Consider the following 19,581-nt stretch of genomic DNA (forward strand, 5'->3'; position numbering starts at 1 on the left):
AAAATGGTTGATATTTTTTTCTTTTGACATAATTGAAATTCCTTTTCTTCGTTAAAGAAAAAACAATTTCCATGAAAAACACGCTTGTTGCCCTGGGGGCAATACTGTTGCTTGCATCGTGCACCAAAGAGCAACAAACCAACTCATCCACTGCTAAACTGGTATTTAAATTCAAGTTCGATTCTACACAGGTCAGGTTGAATAATGTAGGACAGCCCGCTGTTATCCCTGATGGAAATGCAGGTCAAAGTCCGAGGTTCAATTCCATGAGTTCGCATTATATCGAGCTGACTCCCACAGGATTAACGCCTTTGGGTAAAGGTGCGGTCGTATACAAAGCCCCTGAAACAACAGCAGGCGGAGCGAATGCGATCGACTTCGAAAAATCAACACTTGCAGGTAACAATGAAACTTTTTATTCTGCTCCAATTAGCGGAATAGCTCCGGGAAGTTATGAATGGTTGAGAGTTTCATTGGCTTACCAGAATTATGATATTACTTACCATGTAGATACAACAAACAGTCATTTTTCTTATAAAGCTGACTGGACGGGCACCATTGCTTCCTTTATTGGGTTCAATACCTATATCAAAACATTAACTGTAAAAACACAATCAGTAGATGTAAATGCGAATAAAAAGCAAGGCTTTTGGGCATTTGAATTTCATCCTGAATTAAATCTGAAATTACCGGTTGCGACGGGGCAAGCGCCTGAGGGAGCAACAACTGTAGTAAATCCGATTTTCGCCACATCGCCCATTCCGCAGGGATCCTGCGTTGTTACGGCGCATATGCAGCCTGGCAAACTTGTAATTACAGGAAAGGAAACTGAAGATATTGTGATAGAGGTTTCTCTTTCTACCAACAAAAGTTTTGAATGGAAAGAAGTTGTAAAAGACGGCAAATGGGAGCCACTAAAAAAGGAGCAGGTAGTTGATATGGGGATAAGAGGAATGATCGCCACAATTAAGTAGTTGAAAGTTGAAAATTGACAATTGAAAATGATGGGCCCGTTTTTGCATTGATGACCATTCATTTTCAATTGTCAATTCAACAATCTCCCAAAGTTGACGATCCGTCCTAATTAAAAGATTTAAATCAATAGTTGAAAATAATGTCTAACTCTCCGCTCCGATCATTATCCATTTTCAATTGTCAATTTTCAATTAAACCTCAGCTTCCCTGCTCAACCTGTGCCACTTCATATTTCGGCTTGCCATCAACCTGCACCGGCTGATAATAAGTTTCTCCAACTTTGACATAAGTCTGATCGCCAATCTTGACTTCTTCTCCACCTTCCGGAAGGTTATCTACAACAGCTCCCGCAGGTGGCGGAACAACTTTGTATTGGGTTCCTGATTGTTGATAATATGCACCACCATAATAGTAGTTCGTAGTATTATTTACAACCACCGTTTGGGCATTAGAAGGTATGGTAGTAATCGTTCCTCCAACCGGTGCCTGAACTACAGTATAGCCTCCGCTGGAAGGAGCATACCATACGCCCTGATCATAATGATAAGTTTCGTTTGCAACTGCAACTACGATGGCTGTTGTAGCAAGCGTTGCTATAAAAAATCCCCAGGGATGCCATACCGGTCCCCAATAAAACGGCCGGTAAGGATGATAGTAATACGGGTGATAGGCATAATAGCGCGCGCCTCCCCAAACATAGGGCGGGCGGGTATATGTAGCTATTGCATTTCTTTGTACAACTGTATTGCGGTTGTTAACTACATTTACATCTCTGCTTCTGTCAACATTTATATTAACAGTATTGCCACTTATGTTCGTGTTATTGCTGTTGCGGGTATTGTTGCTGTTGCGGTTGTTTACAGTATTTGTTTTGTTGCCGACATTCTGCCTGCCCGTATTGGTTCGGTTACCAATATTTTGATTGGTTGCGCCCGGGATATTTCTGTTGGTATTGTTCGTTCTGTTTGTTGCTCCTGAAAGATTTCTGCTGGGTGCAGCTGCGGGCCGGTTGTTTGTTCGAATACTTCCGCCGTTGATTGAACGGTTGTTTGCAGCTGGCCTTGACATTGCACCGCGTGAGGCACCATGGTTCATACGTTGTGCTTCGACCTGGACACTGCTGGTCAGCACTAAAATTGTGACTGCAAAGAAAATGGTATGTATGTTTTTTACTTGTTTCATGGCAGGTGTTTTTGGTTTACTGATCGTTCTTTGACATGATCCTGATTTCATGTGCATTGGGTGGTGGCAAAAATGTAAACATCGCAGCTGGTAAATCAGGATTGATCTCCCACTCAGAAAATGAGGCAAGGTATTGCGGACTACCTTTTTGTGTTTTATAAGTGATCACAAATCTCGCCGGAAGGGTATAGGCATCATTGCTGATCCAGAATTCAAAATTCTTTTCCTTGCCGGATGCCTGTATATCAAAATATTCTTTGCCTCCGACTGTAACGATTCCGTTGTAACGTATTATGTCTGCATCTTCCATAAGATCATCAGTAAATGCAGGGTAGAAAAAATCAGCTGCAGGAAATTCCACATCATAGTGTGTATGAACGCTGTCGATCATTTTTATAATGGTTTCAGGCGCAGGTATAAGACCATAGTTATTCTCGTCAAAAGAATAATAGGCAACCTGGCTACCATCATACATGTATTGCCTGTGACCTTTATGACCATGTGCGTTGATCAGCATTTTATCCGGCCCGCTCATGTACACTGAATAATCAGAAAATTCTTTTCTTAAACCAAACGACGAATCAGCATAATCGTTGGCCGCGTTTAATTTAAAACTACAGGACCGTAGATCACCAATAACATCGGCCATCCTGTCGATGATCAACAAGGCAGTGGTATCAAACTGCTTATTTTGTGCGGATAAGGTAAGAGAGATAAATACCGGCAAAAAACAACCCAAAAGCTTTTTCATACTTGTTGTTTTATACTCAAAGTGTGATTTGGCGTTAACCAATCTTTGTTGTGTAACAACTAATTGTTGGGAATGTTTGAAATTGCTGTGGCGTATTTGACGATGAAGGGAAGATATATGTTATGTGGTTGCAGGTAAAAAGCAACGTTTTAGGGCTGATCGCGAATAAAAAAAGCATTCCGTTATTGCGGAATGCTTTTAAATTTTATTTGTTCTTGCGACTTACTTATTCGTCACCATATAAGCTTTAATCTTATTAAACAATTCGTCACTTACCGGTGTAACGGGTAAACGAAGTGCGTTGCTTATTAAGCCTGCATTTGCCATAAATGCTTTAACGCCGGCAGGATTATTCTCTGCAAACATCAGATCATAGGCTTCGATCAGTTTATCATTCATCTGCTTCGCTTCAACAAAATCATTGCGAAGACACTGACGGATCATTTCGGAAAATTTGAATGGATAAGCATTGGCGGCAACGCTTATGATGCCTTCCATGCCACATGCAATTTGCGGTAATGCCAAACCATCATCTCCACTCACAACCAAAAAGTCTTCCGGCTTATCACGCAATATTTTCATCACCTGCGCCATGTCGCCGCTGGCTTCTTTTATCCCAGCAATATTTTCAACTTCCCGGGCGAGTTTCAATGTAGTAGCGGCTTCTACATTACGGCCAGATCTTCCTGGAACATTATACAGCAATATTGGTTTCGGAGCAACTTTGGCCAACGCTTTATAGTGCTCGAAAATTCCTTGTTGAGAAGGTTTGCTGTAATATGGCGATGCACTTAAAATAGCGGTAGCATCATCCAGCGGAAAGTTGCCCAGCTCATTTTCCAGCTCTTTTGTATTATTTCCTCCGATTCCAACAACTACAGGTACACGCTTATTCACGCGCAGGTAAGTATATTTTATTATACTTGTTTTTTCCGTTTTATCCAGCGTAGGAGTTTCACCTGTCGTGCCTAATGTTACAATGTATTCTACCTTGCCATCAATAACATGATCTATTATTTTACCAAGAGCATCGTAGTCTACGTCACCGTTAGCATTAAAAGGAGTAACAAGTGCTACCCCGGTTCCTTTAAGTTGATTGCGTAAAGACATTTATGTAATTGTTGAAATTATTTGTAGTTCCTACTCGTTCCAGAAGCCCATTCTTCCAAATTTTTCGATTCGCTGGTTAACGCGATCTTCAGGAGAGATATTCTTTAATTCATTAAGTGCTTTAACGATAGAGTCCTTAAGATATGCAGCGGCTTCGGTATAGTTCCAGTGAGCACCGCCGCTTGGTTCTGGTACGATCTCGTCTACCAGTCCAAATCCCTTCATATCTGTAGAAGTTAAACGTAATTGTTGTGCTGCAACTTCCTTTTTTTCCCAGCTGCGCCAAAGGATAGCGCTACAGTTTTCAGGCGAAATAACTGTGTACCATGTGTTTTCCATCATTAAAACCCTGTCTCCGACACCTATTCCTAAAGCTCCGCCACTGGCACCCTCACCAATGATTACGCATATCACCGGGACTTTCAGCCGGATCATTTCATATATGTTGCGTGCAATTGCTTCCCCCTGTCCGCGTTCTTCGGCTTCCTGACCAGGAAATGCACCCGGAGTATCGATCAGTGTAATTACAGGTTTGTTGAATTTTTCGGCCAGCTTCATCAGACGCAACGCTTTGCGGTAGCCTTCCGGGTTGGCCATACCAAAATTGCGTTGCTGACGCATTTTGGTATTGATACCTTTTTGCTGACCTACGATCATTACCGTGTGGCCATCAATTTGGGCAAAACCGCCAAGCATCGCTTTGTCATCGCGCACATTTCTGTCGCCATGCAGTTCAACGAAACCCGTGGTCATTTTTTCAATATATTTCATGGTGTACGGCCTGTCCGGATGACGGCTCAGCTGCACACGCTGCCATGGTGTTAAGTTGGCGGTGATTTCCTTACGTTTTTCAACAATCAGATCTTCTAATTGCTGAATATTGGAAGAATAATCAATTTTTGTATTTTTCTCAGCCATCTTTTTGGTCTGGTCGATCTGTTCATACAACTCCCTGATCGGCTGTTCAAAATCTAAAAATTGTCTATTTGGGTATTGCGGCATACTCGATTTACGAATGTTGGGGGGTAAAATTACAGTTTCAATACATACGGAGAACTAATTTTTAAAATTAAGTGAATAAAATGGACAACTGTCTATATTAACAAATATTAGTAATTATGCCATTGACTCACTTTCGTTATGGGTTGAAGTATTGTTAGCTCCTGTTAAACGGAATTTCGTTCACGCATAATTCAGGATTTACATAAGCCAGGGACCGTTAGCCGATAGACTTTAGCCTTGCAATTGCTGCTTTGGGATCCTTATCTTTAAATACGGTACTGCCTGCAACAAGAACATCAGCTCCGGCGGTAACAATCTCTTTCGCATTTTCAAACGTTACACCACCGTCTATTTCAATTAGAACAGAAAGTTTTCTTTCCTGGATCATCTGCCGTAACTGCGCAATTTTGGTTAGGGTAAAAGGAATGAATTCCTGCCCGCCAAAACCGGGGTTAACACTCATCAGGTTCACAAAATCGATGTCATGAAGTATGTCAGAAAGAAAATTTACCGGCGTATGCGGGTTAACGGCAATACCGGCCCTCATTCCCAGAGATTTTATTTGCTGGATATTGCGATGAAGGTTCGGGCACGCTTCTATATGTACGCAAAGATTGTCGGCCCCCGCATTTTTAAAAGCTTCTGCATAGTTGCCCGGCTCTTCGATCATCAGGTGAACGTCGCATACTTTTTTAGTGGTTTTGCGTATTGCGGCAACTACCGGAAGCCCAAAGCTGATATTAGGAACAAAACGTCCATCCATAATATCCAGGTGAAACCATTCCGCCTCACTTTCGTTTACCATAGTGCATTCATCCGCCAGGCGTAAAAAATCCGATGCTAAAAAAGAAGGAGCGATTATGGGCATATGATTCGTTTAAACAAAGTAAAAAGTAAAAAGTCAAAAGTCAAAAAGTGAATAGTGAATGGTCAATAGTCAAAAATGCAGCATCTTGAATCTTGGTGCAGCCTTAATTTCAAATTTCAAATCTCAAATTTCAAATCTCCTCTTATTCTCCCAATCTTTTCAATCCCTCTCTGGCTTCGGTAAGATTTTTATCAAGGCTAAGCGATTGTTGATATTTCATGATGGCGCTGTCCTTTTTGCCGGTCATTTCGTAACAACGTGCAATATAATAATATGCATCTGCATATAGATTATTAACGGAGGAAGCAAACTGAAAAACTTTCAGGGCCTCATCATATTGTTTGTTATCAAAATAAACCAGACCTTTTTCTATGTAAGCCGGCATATAAGTAAAATCTGCGGCAATGCACTGATCAAATAACTTAACGGCCTCGGCTATATGTTTCATTCTGGAATGATAAATGCCTGCAATGAAATTGCAATGTGCATCGTATTCACGGCCCAGCCCCATATCAAGAATACGGTTGCAGATTTTGAGTGCCTTGTCATTCTTTTGCTCCGCATACATATTGGCGAGAGCCAGTTGTGCATCAGGAGAGGGATATATCCTTATAGCATTGATATAACTTCTTTCTGCGCTGGCAGAGTCTTTTGCGTCTTCTTCAATTTGTCCCCGGGTAAACCAAAGGCCATAGTTGAGGCTGTCTTTCCTGATCAGCGTGTCCAAATGAATAAGCGCCTCTTTATACTGACCAATACTGTCCAGCGCCGTAACATATTTCAGGCGCAGGCCAACACTATCAGGTTGAAGTGCTACAGCTTTTTTCAGACCTGTTACGTAAGCTGGTATTTCGTCTTTTTTAGCGACTTCATTTGCCGCTTGCTTTTGATCATTACTGCCGCAGGATGAAAACAACGTCACTAGTGCAAATACTGTGATAGAAGTAAGAATATATGTCCTCATGGAGGCAAATGTAATAAGCTATTAGCTGTCAGCTATCAGCTATCAGCTTTCAGCCGGAAAAAAATCACCGGATGTTGACCCGCAATAAGGTTGCATAGTAGGATTTGTCTTAAGAAGCCTTCGGAATATCAAGATGCAAATCAGAATAGAAAAGAAGAAATGTTTCAATAAACTTTCCGGAATATCAAGTTGTCAATATTGATTAACCGGACCAAAACTGAACTGGCTGATAGCTGATAGCTAATAGCTGATAGCTTGTTTTTCCACTTTATGCTCTATATTCGCATGGGCTGAAGAATAGTGGGTTTTATTCCGTTGCTAAATATTTAAAACATGTATACAGGACTATTGCATTTACACAGTTTTTTAAGATGGATTATTTTAATCTTACTTCTGGTAAATATCTTCAAACATTTTTCAGCAGGAAACAGGCCTTTTACTGCAGGTGATAAAAAAGCCGGATTGTTTTTAATGATAGCGGCTCATACTACTTTTTTGGTTGGTTTGTATTTATGGTTTGCAGGCGCACGAGGCTACCAGCTTATTGCAAATAATGGCATGTCGGTAGTAATGAAAGACAGCACAATGAGATTTTTTGCAATAGAGCATATTACGGCAATGCTAATCGCGATTGTACTGATCACAATTGGCAGAGGCGTATCAAAGAAAAATCTCCCAGATGCTACAAAGCATAAGAGATCAGCAATTTTATTTTTGATTGCCCTGATCATTATTCTCGCTTCTATTCCGTGGCCATTCAGAGCTGCACTAGGCAGTAACTGGATCTAGTCAAAATATTTGATCTGAAAATATAAAGCCCCACCGGTTAAGGTGAGGGCTTTTTTAATTTATAAAGAAAGATTTAATCGACAAGCATGTATGGAAATAATTAACCTCGCGTGTTTGATGCGCCCAGCTGATAGCTGATAGCTAAAAGCTGATAGCTACCTAATAATTATGTTTTCCGACATGTTTGAACGCCCGGCGAATAAAATAGCTTTTTACAAACTCAGGTACAATGCAACTAATACTATAGCCTAATCTGTTTATTGTTCCGGGAATAATTCTTTCTTTCCTTTTCAGCATTTGATCTATCGCTATAAATGCTACTTCCTCCGGCTGAAGAATAGATTTTTTAGCAAGCCCTTTCAGATCAGCATTGATTGCAGTTGTATTCGGATTACTATCGGTTCCTCCGGGACATAGCACGCTTACAGAAATATTGTAATCTCTTAATTCCAGTGCGAGGGATCTTGAAAACGTATAAATATATGCTTTGGACGCAGCATAAACAGATTTATGTGGCATGGCGAAAAAACCGCCCATACTACCTGTATTCAGAATATGAGAAGGTGCGTTTTGCTTAAGATCATCCATAAACAAACGCGTAAGAGAACTGGTTGTCGTTACGTTGAGATGAATCTGTGAAACGTAAAAATCAAGCGGCAATTTTTCAAAAGCGCCTTTTGATCCAACTCCTACGTTATTGATTAAAACATTTACCCGGTAATTATTTTCCTTTACCCAATTATACACTGCGGTAGATGAACAATGCTGCGATAGATCGATTCCGAAACCGTTACACGACACGTTGAATTTATCTCTTATGTATTCAACAAGTGAATCCAGTTCTTTGCAGGGAAGGGATATTAGCAGCAGGTTCATTCCACGTTTAGCACATTCTATAGCCAGTGCTTTGCCAATGCCGCTGCTGGCTCCTGTAATTAAAGTGAAATAGCTAGGTGTCATTCTTTATTTTGTTGTTTTATCCAGTCAACGGTTTTTTGCAGACCTTCTTTTAACGGAATATAAGTATAACCAAGTTCGCGTTCAGCTTTTTCGCAGCTTAGCGACCAGTTGTAAAAATATTTTTTGATCCATTTGGGGGTTAGCAAGGGAGCCTTTCCAGTGAGTTTAGTTCTAATCATCAATGCGTAGCCGGCAAGCATCATCGCCCAAACAGGTAAATTTATCAGCTTCAGTTTCTTTCCTGTTATATCTCCTAATATATCAAAAAATTCATTGTAAGAAGCATTTACGCCCGATAAAATATACCGTTCTCCACTTCTGCCTCTTTGCATGGCAAGTATATGCCCGTTTACAATATCATCTATGTACACATAGCTACCGGTTTTGGTGCCGTCACCAGGCATTATTTTCCATCTTCCACTCATGTATAGTTTAGTAAGCCTTGTTACTGCGTTACTTTCCGATTCTATCCCAGGGCCATAAATACGTGGCGGATTTACAATAACGATATGCATTCCGTATTTGTTACAATACTCCTTACACAATTCTTCGGCTTGTGTTTTTGTGTCTTCATATTCGTTAAACACATTCCCTAACCTGGCGTCATCTTCTTTAACCGGATGACTGCCTGATGGTCCTAAAACGCCTCCTGTCGAGGTAAACACAATCTTCTGAACGCCACATTTTCTGGCGGCATCTAAAACAAAGCGTGTTGCTTCCACATTCATTTTGTAAAAGGTACTTACATCTTTGGCCCATACCCTGGCGAATGCAGCCAGGTGATACACCTGTTCACAACCTTCCATTGCTTTTTCTAAAGAATCGGGTTCTGTAATGTCCCCTTCAAAAAGTTTAATGTTAGGATGATTCAGCAGGGGAGCCTTGTTTACCGAACGGATTAATGCATGAACCGTATTACCTTCCCTCGCGAGCCTTAATGCGAGATTATTTCCTATATATCCTGTTGCGCCTGTTATAAATATTCTCATCCGTAACAATTTTATTTAATAGAACAATCTATCCGATAAGTCCGGGCAATAGTAATACAACGGACATAACAAATACCCCTATTGCAAGGATAAATTTTATTTTTATGAAAGATAGGGAAAAGCCGTCAGGTGTGAGCTATCAGCTGTCAGCTATGAGCTATTAGCTTGGGGAGGTATCAGGTATCAGGTATCAGGTATCAGGTATCAGGTATCAGGTATCAGGTATCAGGTACCAGGTGTGAGGAGTAGGGTATAAGGCATGAGGTATCGGTATGTTAGGATATCCGGGTGAAATTTTTTAACAATAACTGTCCGGGCAACAGTCGCGATCTCAAAATTAATTACTTCGTAAATCGTACTTCATACTTGCGGCACACTTACATTTTGATGCAACCCTATGCAATAAACGTGTTAAAGAAATTATAGTGATTTCAAAATTGAGTACTTCGTAAATCGTACTTCGTACTTGCGGCATGCACATTTCACATCTAAAATAGTACATCTGACACCGTACATCTAACATCGTACATCTAACATCGTACATCACCTCACCTTATGTCTTCTACTGTTTTTTTCTCCAGTATTGCAAGATTGGCGTCCCGTACCTCGCACATAACGCGATTGAGACCGCAGTGTTTTTCATCGCAGTTCTTGCATTTTTCGTAAAAGTGAAGGCTAACGCAGGGGAGGAGGGCAATGGGACCGTCGATTAGCCGCAAGACTTCCGCCAGGTAAACTTTGGCCGGATCTTTAGCAAAAAAGTAACCGCCGCCCTTTCCTTTCTTACTGTCAAGAATACCCGCTTTTTTTAATTCTAATAGGATGTTTTCCAGGAATTTCAAGGGAATTTTTTTCTTCTTTGAAATCTCAGCTATTAAAACAGGGCCTTCTTCTTTTTGTTGTGCCAGATACATAAGCGCTTTAAACGCATATTGAGTCTTTTTCGAGAGCATGAAACTTTTATTAAACAAACAAAAATGAGAAAATTTATTCGATTAGCAAGTTTTATACGGTTCTCCGATGCTTTTAGTAGGAATACGAGATTGAATTCTTGCGCTTTTTTACTACAGAAGGTTTATAATGAATGTGTTATTTAAGGAAATTATCATGAATATAATCCACTACGCTCACCAGGCTGTTAGTGCTGTTGTACACTTCCAGTTGTCTGTCGGCACCTGTGCCATGTTCAAGTATCTTGTGGATATAGGATATTGCATGGCGGCTTCCAAGATGATCTACCACGTCATCAACAAAGTCTAACAATTCAAATATCAGCACCCTGGTATTGACTTCAGTTTCCTTACCAAAGTCAATTAGCGAGCCATCAATGCCGTAACGGCTGGCGCGCCATTTATTTTCGTTAATTAATGCGCGGTGATAGGAGATAAAGTTCATGTTTTGCGTCCGTAGCTTATACAGCTTTACACAAATGGCCTGGAAAATCGCGGTGATAGCAATTGTTTCGTCTACAGTGAGGGGTACGTCGCAGATCCGGAATTCAACTGTGTTGAAGAAAGGATGCACGCGCAGATCGTACCAGATCTTTTTTGCATTGTCAATGCAATTGGTTTTAATCAAAAGGTTGACATAGTTATCGTAGGCTTCAATGCTTTGAAAATGATCCGGGATGCCGGTACGGGGGAACTTATCAAATATTTTCGAACGATAAGATTTGTAGCCGGTTAACCTTCCTTCCCAAAAAGGTGAATTGACACTCAATGCATAAACGTGAGGCAGAAAATACCGGGCGGAGTTGGCAATATGCAGCGCCATTTTCCTGTCTTCCATACCCACATGCACATGCAGGCCAAATATAAGGTTGCTGCGGGCTGCTTCCTGCAGCTCATTTACTATCTGGCTATAACGGGCGTGGTCCGTGATAAGCTGACTTTGCCAGTGACTAAAGGGATGGGTACCTGCGGCGCCCACCCAGTAACCGAGGTCTCCGGCTATTTGAGAAATGGTCTGGCGCAACGTCATCACATCATGATAGGCATCCTCCACATTGCGGCAAATATCAGTGCCAACTTCTACCACTGCCTGGTGCATTTCCGCTTTCACCTTGTCTTTGATCACTTTGTGTCCCTCGTTCACAATCTGCTGCTCATGGCTCTTCAGCTCCCTTGTTACGGGATCAATTACCATGTATTCTTCTTCAACACCGAGTGTGAAATTGTTATAGTTGATATCTGCCATTGCTGTCTTTGTTTTCAGGCGGGCCAAAAAAAGGAGTGTAAATTAGGTTGATTTTTTTACTTTAAATGTTCTGCTCATCATTCTTTTCAGCTGCGTGTACACTGTGCTTCACAAATGCGCCCCACGTTAAATTGTTTGCTCCGTTACCAGGATTAAATGCTTTTGCTTTTTCAATGGCAAAATTCCCCATTGCTTCTACCACCCAGGCAAAATTTTCTTCGCCAACACTGTTCCGGTCAGCATCCGGAGCCGGATTGCAAAAATCGATAGCATAAGGAACGCCATCACGAATAGCCAGTTCAACAGTGTTAAAATCGTATCCCAGGTTTTGGTTGATACGCAAAACAATGCTTTCCATTTCTTTATACAATTGTTCCGAAGGCGTAAAACCAGCCGAATACCGCAGGTGATGCGGGTTGCGCGGTTCATATGGCATTATGTGGACATGTTTGCCTCCTACACAATAGCAACGGTAATATTCAGTAAAAACAATTTCCTCCTGTAAAAGCATTACCAATCTCCCGGTTTCTGCATATTTAGAGAAGAAGTCAGTCGTATCTTCCAGTTTGTATACGCTTTTCCAGCCTCCACCCGCGAAAGGCTTCATGTATGCAGGAAATCCTATATATTCAAAAATGCTGTTCCACTCAAGTGGGTATGATAGATTGTTGAAGGACTCTTCTGTTGTTTCTTCCGGCATATCATGTGATGGAAGTATTACTGTTTTAGGTACCGGAACGTTTATTTTAGTGGCAAGACAGTTATTGAAAAATTTCTCGTCTGCGCTCCACCAAAAAGGGTTATTGATCACTGCGGTGCCATTTAGTGCAGCATTTTTAAGATAGGCGCGATAAAAAGGAACATCATGGCTGATTCTGTCGACTATTACTGCATAGGGAGAAGGAGCACCCTGTTCAACCTTGTTGATATTTACGGACTCCGCCACTATGTCCGGCAAATTCATACGATTGATATATTCAACAAATCCCTGAGGAAATGTTCGTTCCTGGCCATAAATAATACCTATTTTTTTCATAAGCGCCAGTTATATTGTCCCGTTGCTATTACCGGTTAAGAGTGCGTAGACATGCATATTTCCTTATGCCCGGAGCAACAATATTGACCTTTTGGTAATAAATATTTACCCACTGAATGTAGAATATTTTTTGTTTTTCCTCAACTAAAAGTGTTTGAAAAAATAATGATATGTTGACCCACAAAAAAATAACCGGTCTCTGATTTTGACCCATGTACCCGTTTGTTGCTTATTTTTGGAAATATGAGAATGTCGCGAACCCGTGTGTATAACAGTTTGCTGGTGCAACAAAAAGTTTTTTACTCCGTATTTCTGGAAAGAGATATAACGATAGATGCATATTTACCAAAAAATATCGCTCGACCTGAAAACCTGAGTCTGCTGCTGATCAATGACGGGCAGGATCTTGGTTCAATGGATTTTGGATCGCTGCTTGACGACATGATCTCAGCCTCAACTATTTCTCCTCTTATCTGTATTGGAATTCACTGCGGCGAGGAACGAAAAATGGAATATGGTGTGGCATATAGTGCAGATTACCAGGGACTGGGCGCAAAGGCGGGATTGTATAGCAAGTTCATTCTTGATGAACTTATTCCTTTGATTCGCAAATCATATAATATAGCTTCTTTCAAAGAAAAATGTTTCGCGGGATTTTCTCTTGGAGGATTGAGTGCCCTTGACATTGCATGGAATCATGCCAGAGAATTCAATAAGGTTGGCATTTTTAGTGGTGCGTTATGGTGGAGAAGAAGATCTTATGAGGATGGATATTCGGATGATAGAGACCGTTTGATGCACTTGCAGGTCCGCAATGGGTACTACTATCCCTGGATGAAATTCTTTATTGAATGCGGAGCGCTTGACGAAACTGCGGATCGCAACAACAATGGTATTATTGACAGCATTGACGACGCGCGGGATCTTATCAAAGAATTGAAAGGCAAAGGCTATACAGAAGAACAGATCTGCTATAAAGAATTACCTGACGGCCGCCACGACGTTGCCACCTGGGCGAAAGTGATGCCAGAGTTTCTGAAATGGGGTTTTTCTGTTGAAAATTGACAATTGAAAATGACCGGTCTCTTGCAAAACACTATTAATCTCTGTTGCAGGTTCTGGGTAGGACTACGTGTGAAGCGCTTAATATTATAACTCTGACTAAACGACTTAGAACTGACAATTGAGAATGCTGGCGCCACTACCTTCATTTTCAATTGTCAATTTTCAACTGTCAATTAAATTAATTGATCTTATAAACCGGGTATCTCAAATGCGCTGGTTCGTAATACGGAGAATGTGTATACACAAATCTCAATTGCTCTTTGGCGGATGCGGCAAATACGCTATCCTTCTGCTTTTTTTCATTCAGCAGTTGCTTAACCTCAGGGTGAGCTGCAATGTATTTGGCTGCTACGTCTTCCCACCGGTAGTCACTGTAACCTTCCTTTTGTTGTAGTATGGCATCAAAAAAATTCCAGCTAAAAAAACTGTCGTCGCTTTGAGGTTCAAGCGTTTCAACGATATAGCGGTCTGTTGCCTGACCAGTATAAATTAGATAATCTCCTTGTCTGAACTGGAGCGATTGTTTGCTGGTGGCAAGCTTTACATCATAATTGCGGTGGTGCTTTTCAAATGGTTTGGGATAACTCTTATAATCTTCTATACGATAAGCTTCTACTTCAATTGTCGTGTCAGTTTTTAACTGCTGCATTTTCACTCCGTTTAATGCAAGCAGATCGGTTACATTGTGCCATCCTTGCGGTATAATGTATGCTTTTGCTTTTGTGGTAACATTTACGGGATTGAGATAGTTGTAAAATTTAACCGCTGTTTCAAATGGCTTTTCATGGTTATAGAATAAACGCTTCATACCGGTAACTGCGCTAACAATGCTGTCACCTGTGTAGCCTTTAAAACGGATCATATCAAAACGCGCAGTATCAGGTTTCCAGCTTAACGCAAACTCCATTTGTTTTTTTACATCTTCTATAGAAGCCTTTCTTGTAGCAATGATCTTATCTGCATATTTAGATGCTTCTTCAATCATTGTCTGCATAAGCGCGTATGTACTTAATACCCTGTCTTTAAAAGGTTTTAGCATATGGGTTTCGGACATAAATGAAATAGTCTGAAACAAAGTAGCATAACCGGTGCTATATCGCGGCGCGTCATAAAAAGCGGTCCAGCCTTTTTGCATATTTCCGTCTTCAAAATTCACGTACGGCGTCATTAACATGTTCTTTTTGTTCATGCCTTTGTACAGGGCTGGTTCGAACTCATCGTGTAAAAATTTGCCAACTTCACCACCAAGTTTATCGTGTTGAGTTGTGAGAAGCGTCATTGTATATTGATAGTCTGCTCCATCACTTACATGGTTATCCAGGAATATATCAGGGTTTACTTCGTGAAATATTTGTGTAAAAGCAATGGCGTTGCGGCTGTCACATTTAATAAAGTCCCTGTTCAGATCCAGGTTTTGCGCATTGCCTCTGAAACCGTAGCTCTCGGGTCCATCTTGGTTTACGCGGGAATAAGTGTTGCGGTTAAGACTTCCTCCGATATTATAAATAGGTATAACGGCCAATACTACATTTGGTGGAACTTTAATTGCTCCCGTGCAGGCATCGCGCAACAACATCATGCTGGCATCTATGCCATCAGGTTCACCGGGATGTATGCCATTGTTTATAAGCATTACAATCTTGCCCTGCTGGTGCCATTTGCTGGGATCAAATTGCTTATCCGAACTGTAAATCAATAAATGTAAGGGTAAGCCTGCGTCTGTAATGTTTTTTTTAGTTATTTTTAAGCTACCAAAACTGGCAGATAAAGCGTGATAGAACTTAATGCAATCAGAATATGTAACTGTTTGTTTTCCGGAGCTTTTTTCAAAAGTTGTTAATGGGCTTTGTGCATGTAAAAAGTGTATAAAGAAAATAGATAATGTTAAAATCGTTTTTTTCATTAAATTGTATTTAATTTTCCTTAAATATTTCTTATATAAAATCAGGTAAAAATAATGGAAAACACTTACCGTATTCTTTTAGCTGAGGATGAACCTAAACTTAGCCAGGTTATGCAGGATGAGCTAGCCCGCCAGGGATACCATGCCGATGTTGCTTATGATGGATTGATTGCCGAAAAGATGTTTAGACAGCATAACTATTCCCTTGTCATATTGGACATCAACCTGCCCTACAAAAACGGTCTGGCATTGTGTAAAGAATTCAGAACCCTTAACAAGAACGTTCCTATTATTATGCTCACCGCTTTAGGTGAACTGCAGGATAAGATGGATGCTTTTAACCTGGGCGCTGATGACTATATAGTAAAGCCTTTCCATTTCGATGAATTGTTTGCACGCATTAAGGTGTTTCTGAAAAGAGCCGATGCTGCAAGCGAACCTGCGGAAAAAGTAACTGTTGCTGACCTGGAGATTGACATGGAAAATAAAACTGTGACAAGGGGAGGCAAAAACATTAATCTTACTGCAAAAGAATTTGCATTACTGGTATTGTTGTGTAAGAATAAAGGAAAAGTGATTGCAAAACAGGATATCCTGGAAAAGGTGTGGGATTTGAGTTTTGATACTGGTACCAATACTATTGAAGTATACATTAGCTTTTTACGGAACAAGGTTGACAAACCTTTTGAAACCAAATTAATACATACCAAACCAGGCTTCGGTTATTATGTAAGAGAAACATCGCTTTCATGAATTTAAAACTCAAGTTTACTTTATTATTATGTTTACTGGTTTCGGTTGTTCTTATTTCGTGTATTAGTGTAATCTATCTGCTTTACGCCAATACGCGGAAAGAAGCATATACCAACAGGCTTTGGTCCAAGGTGTGGGGAACCTACCAGCATGAGTTTAAAATCGACAGCCTGCCTGCGCGCGTGCAGGATCAGGTGGAGCGATACCCTGCGGGCTATTTTGCAGATGTATATGTGATTGGGGTAGATAGTACCGGCTCAATTTTTTACAGAAATCCGGATTCACTTTTTGTAAAAAGGCCTTCTTCGCAGTTATTGGATGAAATAAAGCGTCGGCCGTCTTTTGAATTTGAAGATGGTGAAAGAGAAAATGTCGGGATTTACTTTAAGGACCAAAACTGCATATTTATAGCATCCGGCTGGGATTTAAACGGAAAGGGAAGACTTGAGAAACTAAGACTTATCATGGGAGGAGTGTTGCTGGGCGGCATTGTGCTTGCTGCTTTTGCAGCATTTGTATACGCTAACCAGGCAATCAAACCTTTGGTAAAGCTGGGCAACCAGATGGATAGCATCTCTGCCAATAATTTAAAGGAGCGTATTAATGTAGGTGACAGTTATGAAGAGCTGAAACTGATCGTGTCTAACTTTAACGATATGCTTGACCGGTTGGACAAATCTTTTGAGACGCAGAAAAGCTTTGTGCATCACGCATCTCACGAATTAAGAACGCCCCTGGCAAGTATGCTGTCTCAAACGGAGTCGGCTTTGCGAAGAGATCTGGATAACGGTGACTTCAATAAAGTGTTGCTGTCTTTAAAAGAAGACCAGCAGAACATGATTGATCTTACGAATTCACTGCTTACTCTTTCTCAATACGAGCGTATCACGCACAATAAGGAGTGGAATGTAATCAGGCTTGATGAGATTCTTTATGAAGCCATTGCTTTTGTAAAGAAATCCTTCGCTGATATTAATATAACCGTCGATTTCCTCACTGTTCCGGAAGATGAACTTTCGCTCTCCATTCACGGCAGTGAGCCTTTGTTGCGCTCCGCTTTTTTCAATCTTTTGAAAAATGCTTATTATTATTCCGATAATAAAAGTGTGGAAGTAATACTGGCAGAAGATGAGCATTATATTACGTTATCATTTCTAAATACGGGGCAAACCCTTACGGAAACAGAACAGTCTCGTTTATTTATCCCTTTCTTCCGTGGAAGTAATTCACAAAGGGAAAAAGGCTTTGGTCTTGGTTTGCCAATCGTTAACAGAATAGTTAACGTACATAAAGGAGAAATCACTTATTCAATACAAAACGGCAAAAACTGTTTTAGGGTTTCATTCGCTAAGTAGCTAATAGGTGTCAGCTGTGAGCTATCAGCTATCAGCTACTTAGGTGTAACCTGTTAATGTTTATTTGAGAAACACTAACTGCCGAAAAGGCTCTATCACTTCCTTTAATTTGCAATAGAAAATCTTCAAATATTTGTTTGAAACTTATGCAAAACGTAAGATCCGAGATCAAAAAATCAGACATCAGCGATCTGCTTTTAAGCCAGCTCGATCAACGTGATCTCCGGCAAAATGCCCACACGGCCGGGATAACCAATAAATCCGTAACCGCGGTTTACATATAATTTTTGTGATCCTTCACGATATAGGCCGGCCCATTGTTTATATACCCACTGTACAGGGCTCCACTTGAAATAATGATTTTCCACACCGAACTGCATGCCATGCGTATGACCTGCAAGCATCAGGTCAATATCCGGATATTTAACCCTCACTTCGGCATCCCAATGGCTCGGGTCATGACTCATTAAAATCTTAAAAGGATATTTTTCAGAACCCGGGTAGGCCTGGTCCATTTTTCCATATTTAGCGAAATTGGCTTTGCTGCTCCAGTTTTCAATGCCAATTAACGCAATAGATTCACCGTTTTTTTCGAGAGGGATATGTTCATTCATAAGCAAACGCCATCCCAGATCCTTGTGTACATTCTTTAATCTTTCCAGGTTTTCAATTTTGGCTTCCTTGCTGGGCCATTGAACGTAATCGCCGTAATCGTGATTGCCCAATGTGCTAAACACACCCAGTGGCGCTTTTAATCTGCTGAACACATCCATGTAATCAGTCATCTCTTCGGCTCTGTCATTTACCAGGTCACCTGTAAATAGTATCAGATCGGCATTTTGTTGCAAAATCAGGTCAACCCCATGGCTAACCGCATGTTTATCATTGAAGCTTCCGCTGTGTATATCGCTTATATGAACAATCTTCAATCCCTTAAATGATGAAGGAAGATTTTTGAATGCCAGTTTTACTTTTTTTACGTGGTAGTTGTACTTGTTGGAAAAACCATACATCAGGCTGGAGAATAAACCACCACCAACAATAAGGCCCAGCCAGCTTAAAAAAGTGGAGCGGCCAAGTTTGTTTCCTGGTTCAACCACGTGGGCACCGGTTGTTGAAAATATTTTAGTCATCAACCAAAGGGCGCCACGCCTGACGTCGTCAACCAAAAAAAATACTGTCGCCACCACTTTTGCCAGGAAAAGTCCGACAAGAATTGCAAAAACATAATTTCTGAAAAAACGATGAGTCTGCAGCCACTGCCAGTAGGGGAAGAGCATGATTGTGATAAGCGCGGCCCCCGAAATGACCCAGTAAACCGAATAGATGATTATCCTTGTTTTTTCGCCAGCATTTTGAGTTAATGAACGAATGGCAGAAAAAATATATAGATCCAGCAGCAGTAAAATGAATAGAAAAATCCAGAGACCTCCTTTGCTACGCATAAGAAAAATTTCAGTGATGAGTAAAAATAAAGCAAAATCGTGTTGAAAGATGGCTAAAATCCACTAACGGACAATGCTTTTGGTAATGGTCAGATTAACGACGCCAATTTCCGAAGCCATCTTGCCCGGACATCCGATGCTGGGACTACGGCGACAAGGGTGTCAGCCAAATCTGCCAAAAATGTGGGTAAAATTATGCTTATCTATACTGCTAAAAGAATAATATTGTTTCGCTAAG

Annotated in this window: 18 protein-coding genes; 5 read left to right on the plus strand and 13 right to left on the minus strand. The window is 40.8% G+C overall.

Translation table 11 applies throughout. From position 1 onward, the window contains the following. The first annotated feature begins 71 nt into the window (after positions 1-71). Positions 72-974, plus strand: coding sequence for a hypothetical protein (locus tag QTN47_RS03965; RefSeq protein WP_369328023.1), 903 nt, complete (start codon positions 72-74; stop codon positions 972-974). A 199-nt stretch (positions 975-1,173) separates the two neighbouring features. Here the strand turns inward: QTN47_RS03965 and QTN47_RS03970 are convergent, their stop codons facing one another. The 6 genes from QTN47_RS03970 to QTN47_RS03995 form a co-directional block, all read right to left on the minus strand. Next, positions 1,174-2,157 carry a DUF6515 family protein gene (locus QTN47_RS03970; RefSeq protein WP_369328024.1) on the minus strand — a complete coding sequence of 328 codons (984 nt, stop codon included), beginning with the start codon at positions 2,155-2,157 and terminating at the stop codon, positions 1,174-1,176. Between the two features lie 16 nt (positions 2,158-2,173). Beyond that, positions 2,174-2,908, minus strand: a complete 735-nt coding sequence (locus QTN47_RS03975) for a DUF2092 domain-containing protein (RefSeq protein WP_369328025.1) — start codon at positions 2,906-2,908, stop codon at positions 2,174-2,176. Between the two features lie 222 nt (positions 2,909-3,130). Continuing rightward, complete coding sequence (dapA, locus tag QTN47_RS03980; RefSeq protein WP_369328026.1) at positions 3,131-4,018, minus strand: 4-hydroxy-tetrahydrodipicolinate synthase; 888 nt, start codon at positions 4,016-4,018, stop codon at positions 3,131-3,133. Positions 4,019-4,048: 30 nt separating this feature from the next. Then, positions 4,049-5,020 (minus strand): acetyl-CoA carboxylase carboxyltransferase subunit alpha, encoded by a 972-nt coding sequence (locus QTN47_RS03985; RefSeq protein WP_369328027.1) that lies wholly within the window; start codon positions 5,018-5,020, stop codon positions 4,049-4,051. Between the two features lie 217 nt (positions 5,021-5,237). Beyond that, a complete protein-coding gene (rpe, locus tag QTN47_RS03990) occupies positions 5,238-5,888 on the minus strand; it encodes a ribulose-phosphate 3-epimerase (protein WP_369328028.1) in 651 nt (216 codons plus the stop codon). Positions 5,889-6,030: 142 nt separating this feature from the next. Next, positions 6,031-6,852, minus strand: a complete 822-nt coding sequence (locus tag QTN47_RS03995) for a tetratricopeptide repeat protein (RefSeq protein ID WP_369328029.1) — start codon at positions 6,850-6,852, stop codon at positions 6,031-6,033. A gap of 333 nt (positions 6,853-7,185) precedes the next feature. On the opposite strand from QTN47_RS03995, the gene QTN47_RS04000 reads away from it, so the two are divergent. Beyond that, positions 7,186-7,641, plus strand: a complete 456-nt coding sequence (locus tag QTN47_RS04000; protein WP_369328030.1) for a hypothetical protein — start codon at positions 7,186-7,188, stop codon at positions 7,639-7,641. A gap of 159 nt (positions 7,642-7,800) precedes the next feature. Here the strand turns inward: QTN47_RS04000 and QTN47_RS04005 are convergent, their stop codons facing one another. From QTN47_RS04005 to QTN47_RS04025, 5 genes are all read right to left on the minus strand, one after another. Further along, the gene (locus tag QTN47_RS04005; protein WP_369328031.1) at positions 7,801-8,601 is read right to left on the minus strand and encodes an SDR family NAD(P)-dependent oxidoreductase; all 801 of its coding nucleotides are present in this window, start codon (positions 8,599-8,601) and stop codon (positions 7,801-7,803) included. Then, positions 8,598-9,590, minus strand: a complete 993-nt coding sequence (locus QTN47_RS04010; RefSeq protein WP_369328032.1) for an SDR family oxidoreductase — start codon at positions 9,588-9,590, stop codon at positions 8,598-8,600. The genes QTN47_RS04005 and QTN47_RS04010 overlap by 4 nt, the downstream gene beginning before the upstream one ends. Before the next feature lie 548 nt (positions 9,591-10,138). Continuing rightward, positions 10,139-10,543, minus strand: a complete 405-nt coding sequence (locus tag QTN47_RS04015; RefSeq protein WP_369328033.1) for an RrF2 family transcriptional regulator — start codon at positions 10,541-10,543, stop codon at positions 10,139-10,141. A gap of 136 nt (positions 10,544-10,679) precedes the next feature. Continuing rightward, positions 10,680-11,786 (minus strand): carboxylate-amine ligase, encoded by a 1,107-nt coding sequence (locus tag QTN47_RS04020; protein ID WP_369328034.1) that lies wholly within the window; start codon positions 11,784-11,786, stop codon positions 10,680-10,682. A gap of 61 nt (positions 11,787-11,847) precedes the next feature. Beyond that, positions 11,848-12,822 carry an ATP-grasp domain-containing protein gene (locus tag QTN47_RS04025; RefSeq protein WP_369328035.1) on the minus strand — a complete coding sequence of 325 codons (975 nt, stop codon included), beginning with the start codon at positions 12,820-12,822 and terminating at the stop codon, positions 11,848-11,850. Between the two features lie 249 nt (positions 12,823-13,071). Here QTN47_RS04025 and QTN47_RS04030 point away from each other — a divergent pair, with 249 nt between their 5' ends. After that, on the plus strand, positions 13,072-13,887 hold the full coding sequence (locus QTN47_RS04030) for an alpha/beta hydrolase (protein WP_369328036.1): 816 nt from the start codon (positions 13,072-13,074) through the stop codon (positions 13,885-13,887). Positions 13,888-14,065: 178 nt separating this feature from the next. On the opposite strand, the gene QTN47_RS04035 is transcribed toward QTN47_RS04030, so the two are convergent. Continuing rightward, a complete protein-coding gene (locus tag QTN47_RS04035; protein WP_369328037.1) occupies positions 14,066-15,790 on the minus strand; it encodes a M14 family metallopeptidase in 1,725 nt (574 codons plus the stop codon). 54 nt (positions 15,791-15,844) lie between these two features. On the opposite strand from QTN47_RS04035, the gene QTN47_RS04040 reads away from it, so the two are divergent. Beyond that, positions 15,845-16,543: a response regulator transcription factor gene (locus QTN47_RS04040; RefSeq protein WP_369328038.1), complete on the plus strand. Its 699-nt coding sequence runs from the start codon at positions 15,845-15,847 to the stop codon at positions 16,541-16,543. Continuing rightward, positions 16,540-17,898: a HAMP domain-containing sensor histidine kinase gene (locus tag QTN47_RS04045; RefSeq protein ID WP_369328039.1), complete on the plus strand. Its 1,359-nt coding sequence runs from the start codon at positions 16,540-16,542 to the stop codon at positions 17,896-17,898. Before QTN47_RS04040 ends, QTN47_RS04045 begins: the two co-directional genes overlap by 4 nt. Before the next feature lie 197 nt (positions 17,899-18,095). On the opposite strand, the gene QTN47_RS04050 is transcribed toward QTN47_RS04045, so the two are convergent. After that, entirely contained in the window at positions 18,096-19,343 is a 1,248-nt protein-coding gene (locus tag QTN47_RS04050; protein ID WP_369328040.1) for a metallophosphoesterase, read from the minus strand. Positions 19,344-19,581: the final 238 nt, after the last annotated feature.

It is taken from the genome of Danxiaibacter flavus (assembly GCF_041060425.1).
Lineage (GTDB): Bacteria > Bacteroidota > Bacteroidia > Chitinophagales > Chitinophagaceae > Danxiaibacter > Danxiaibacter flavus.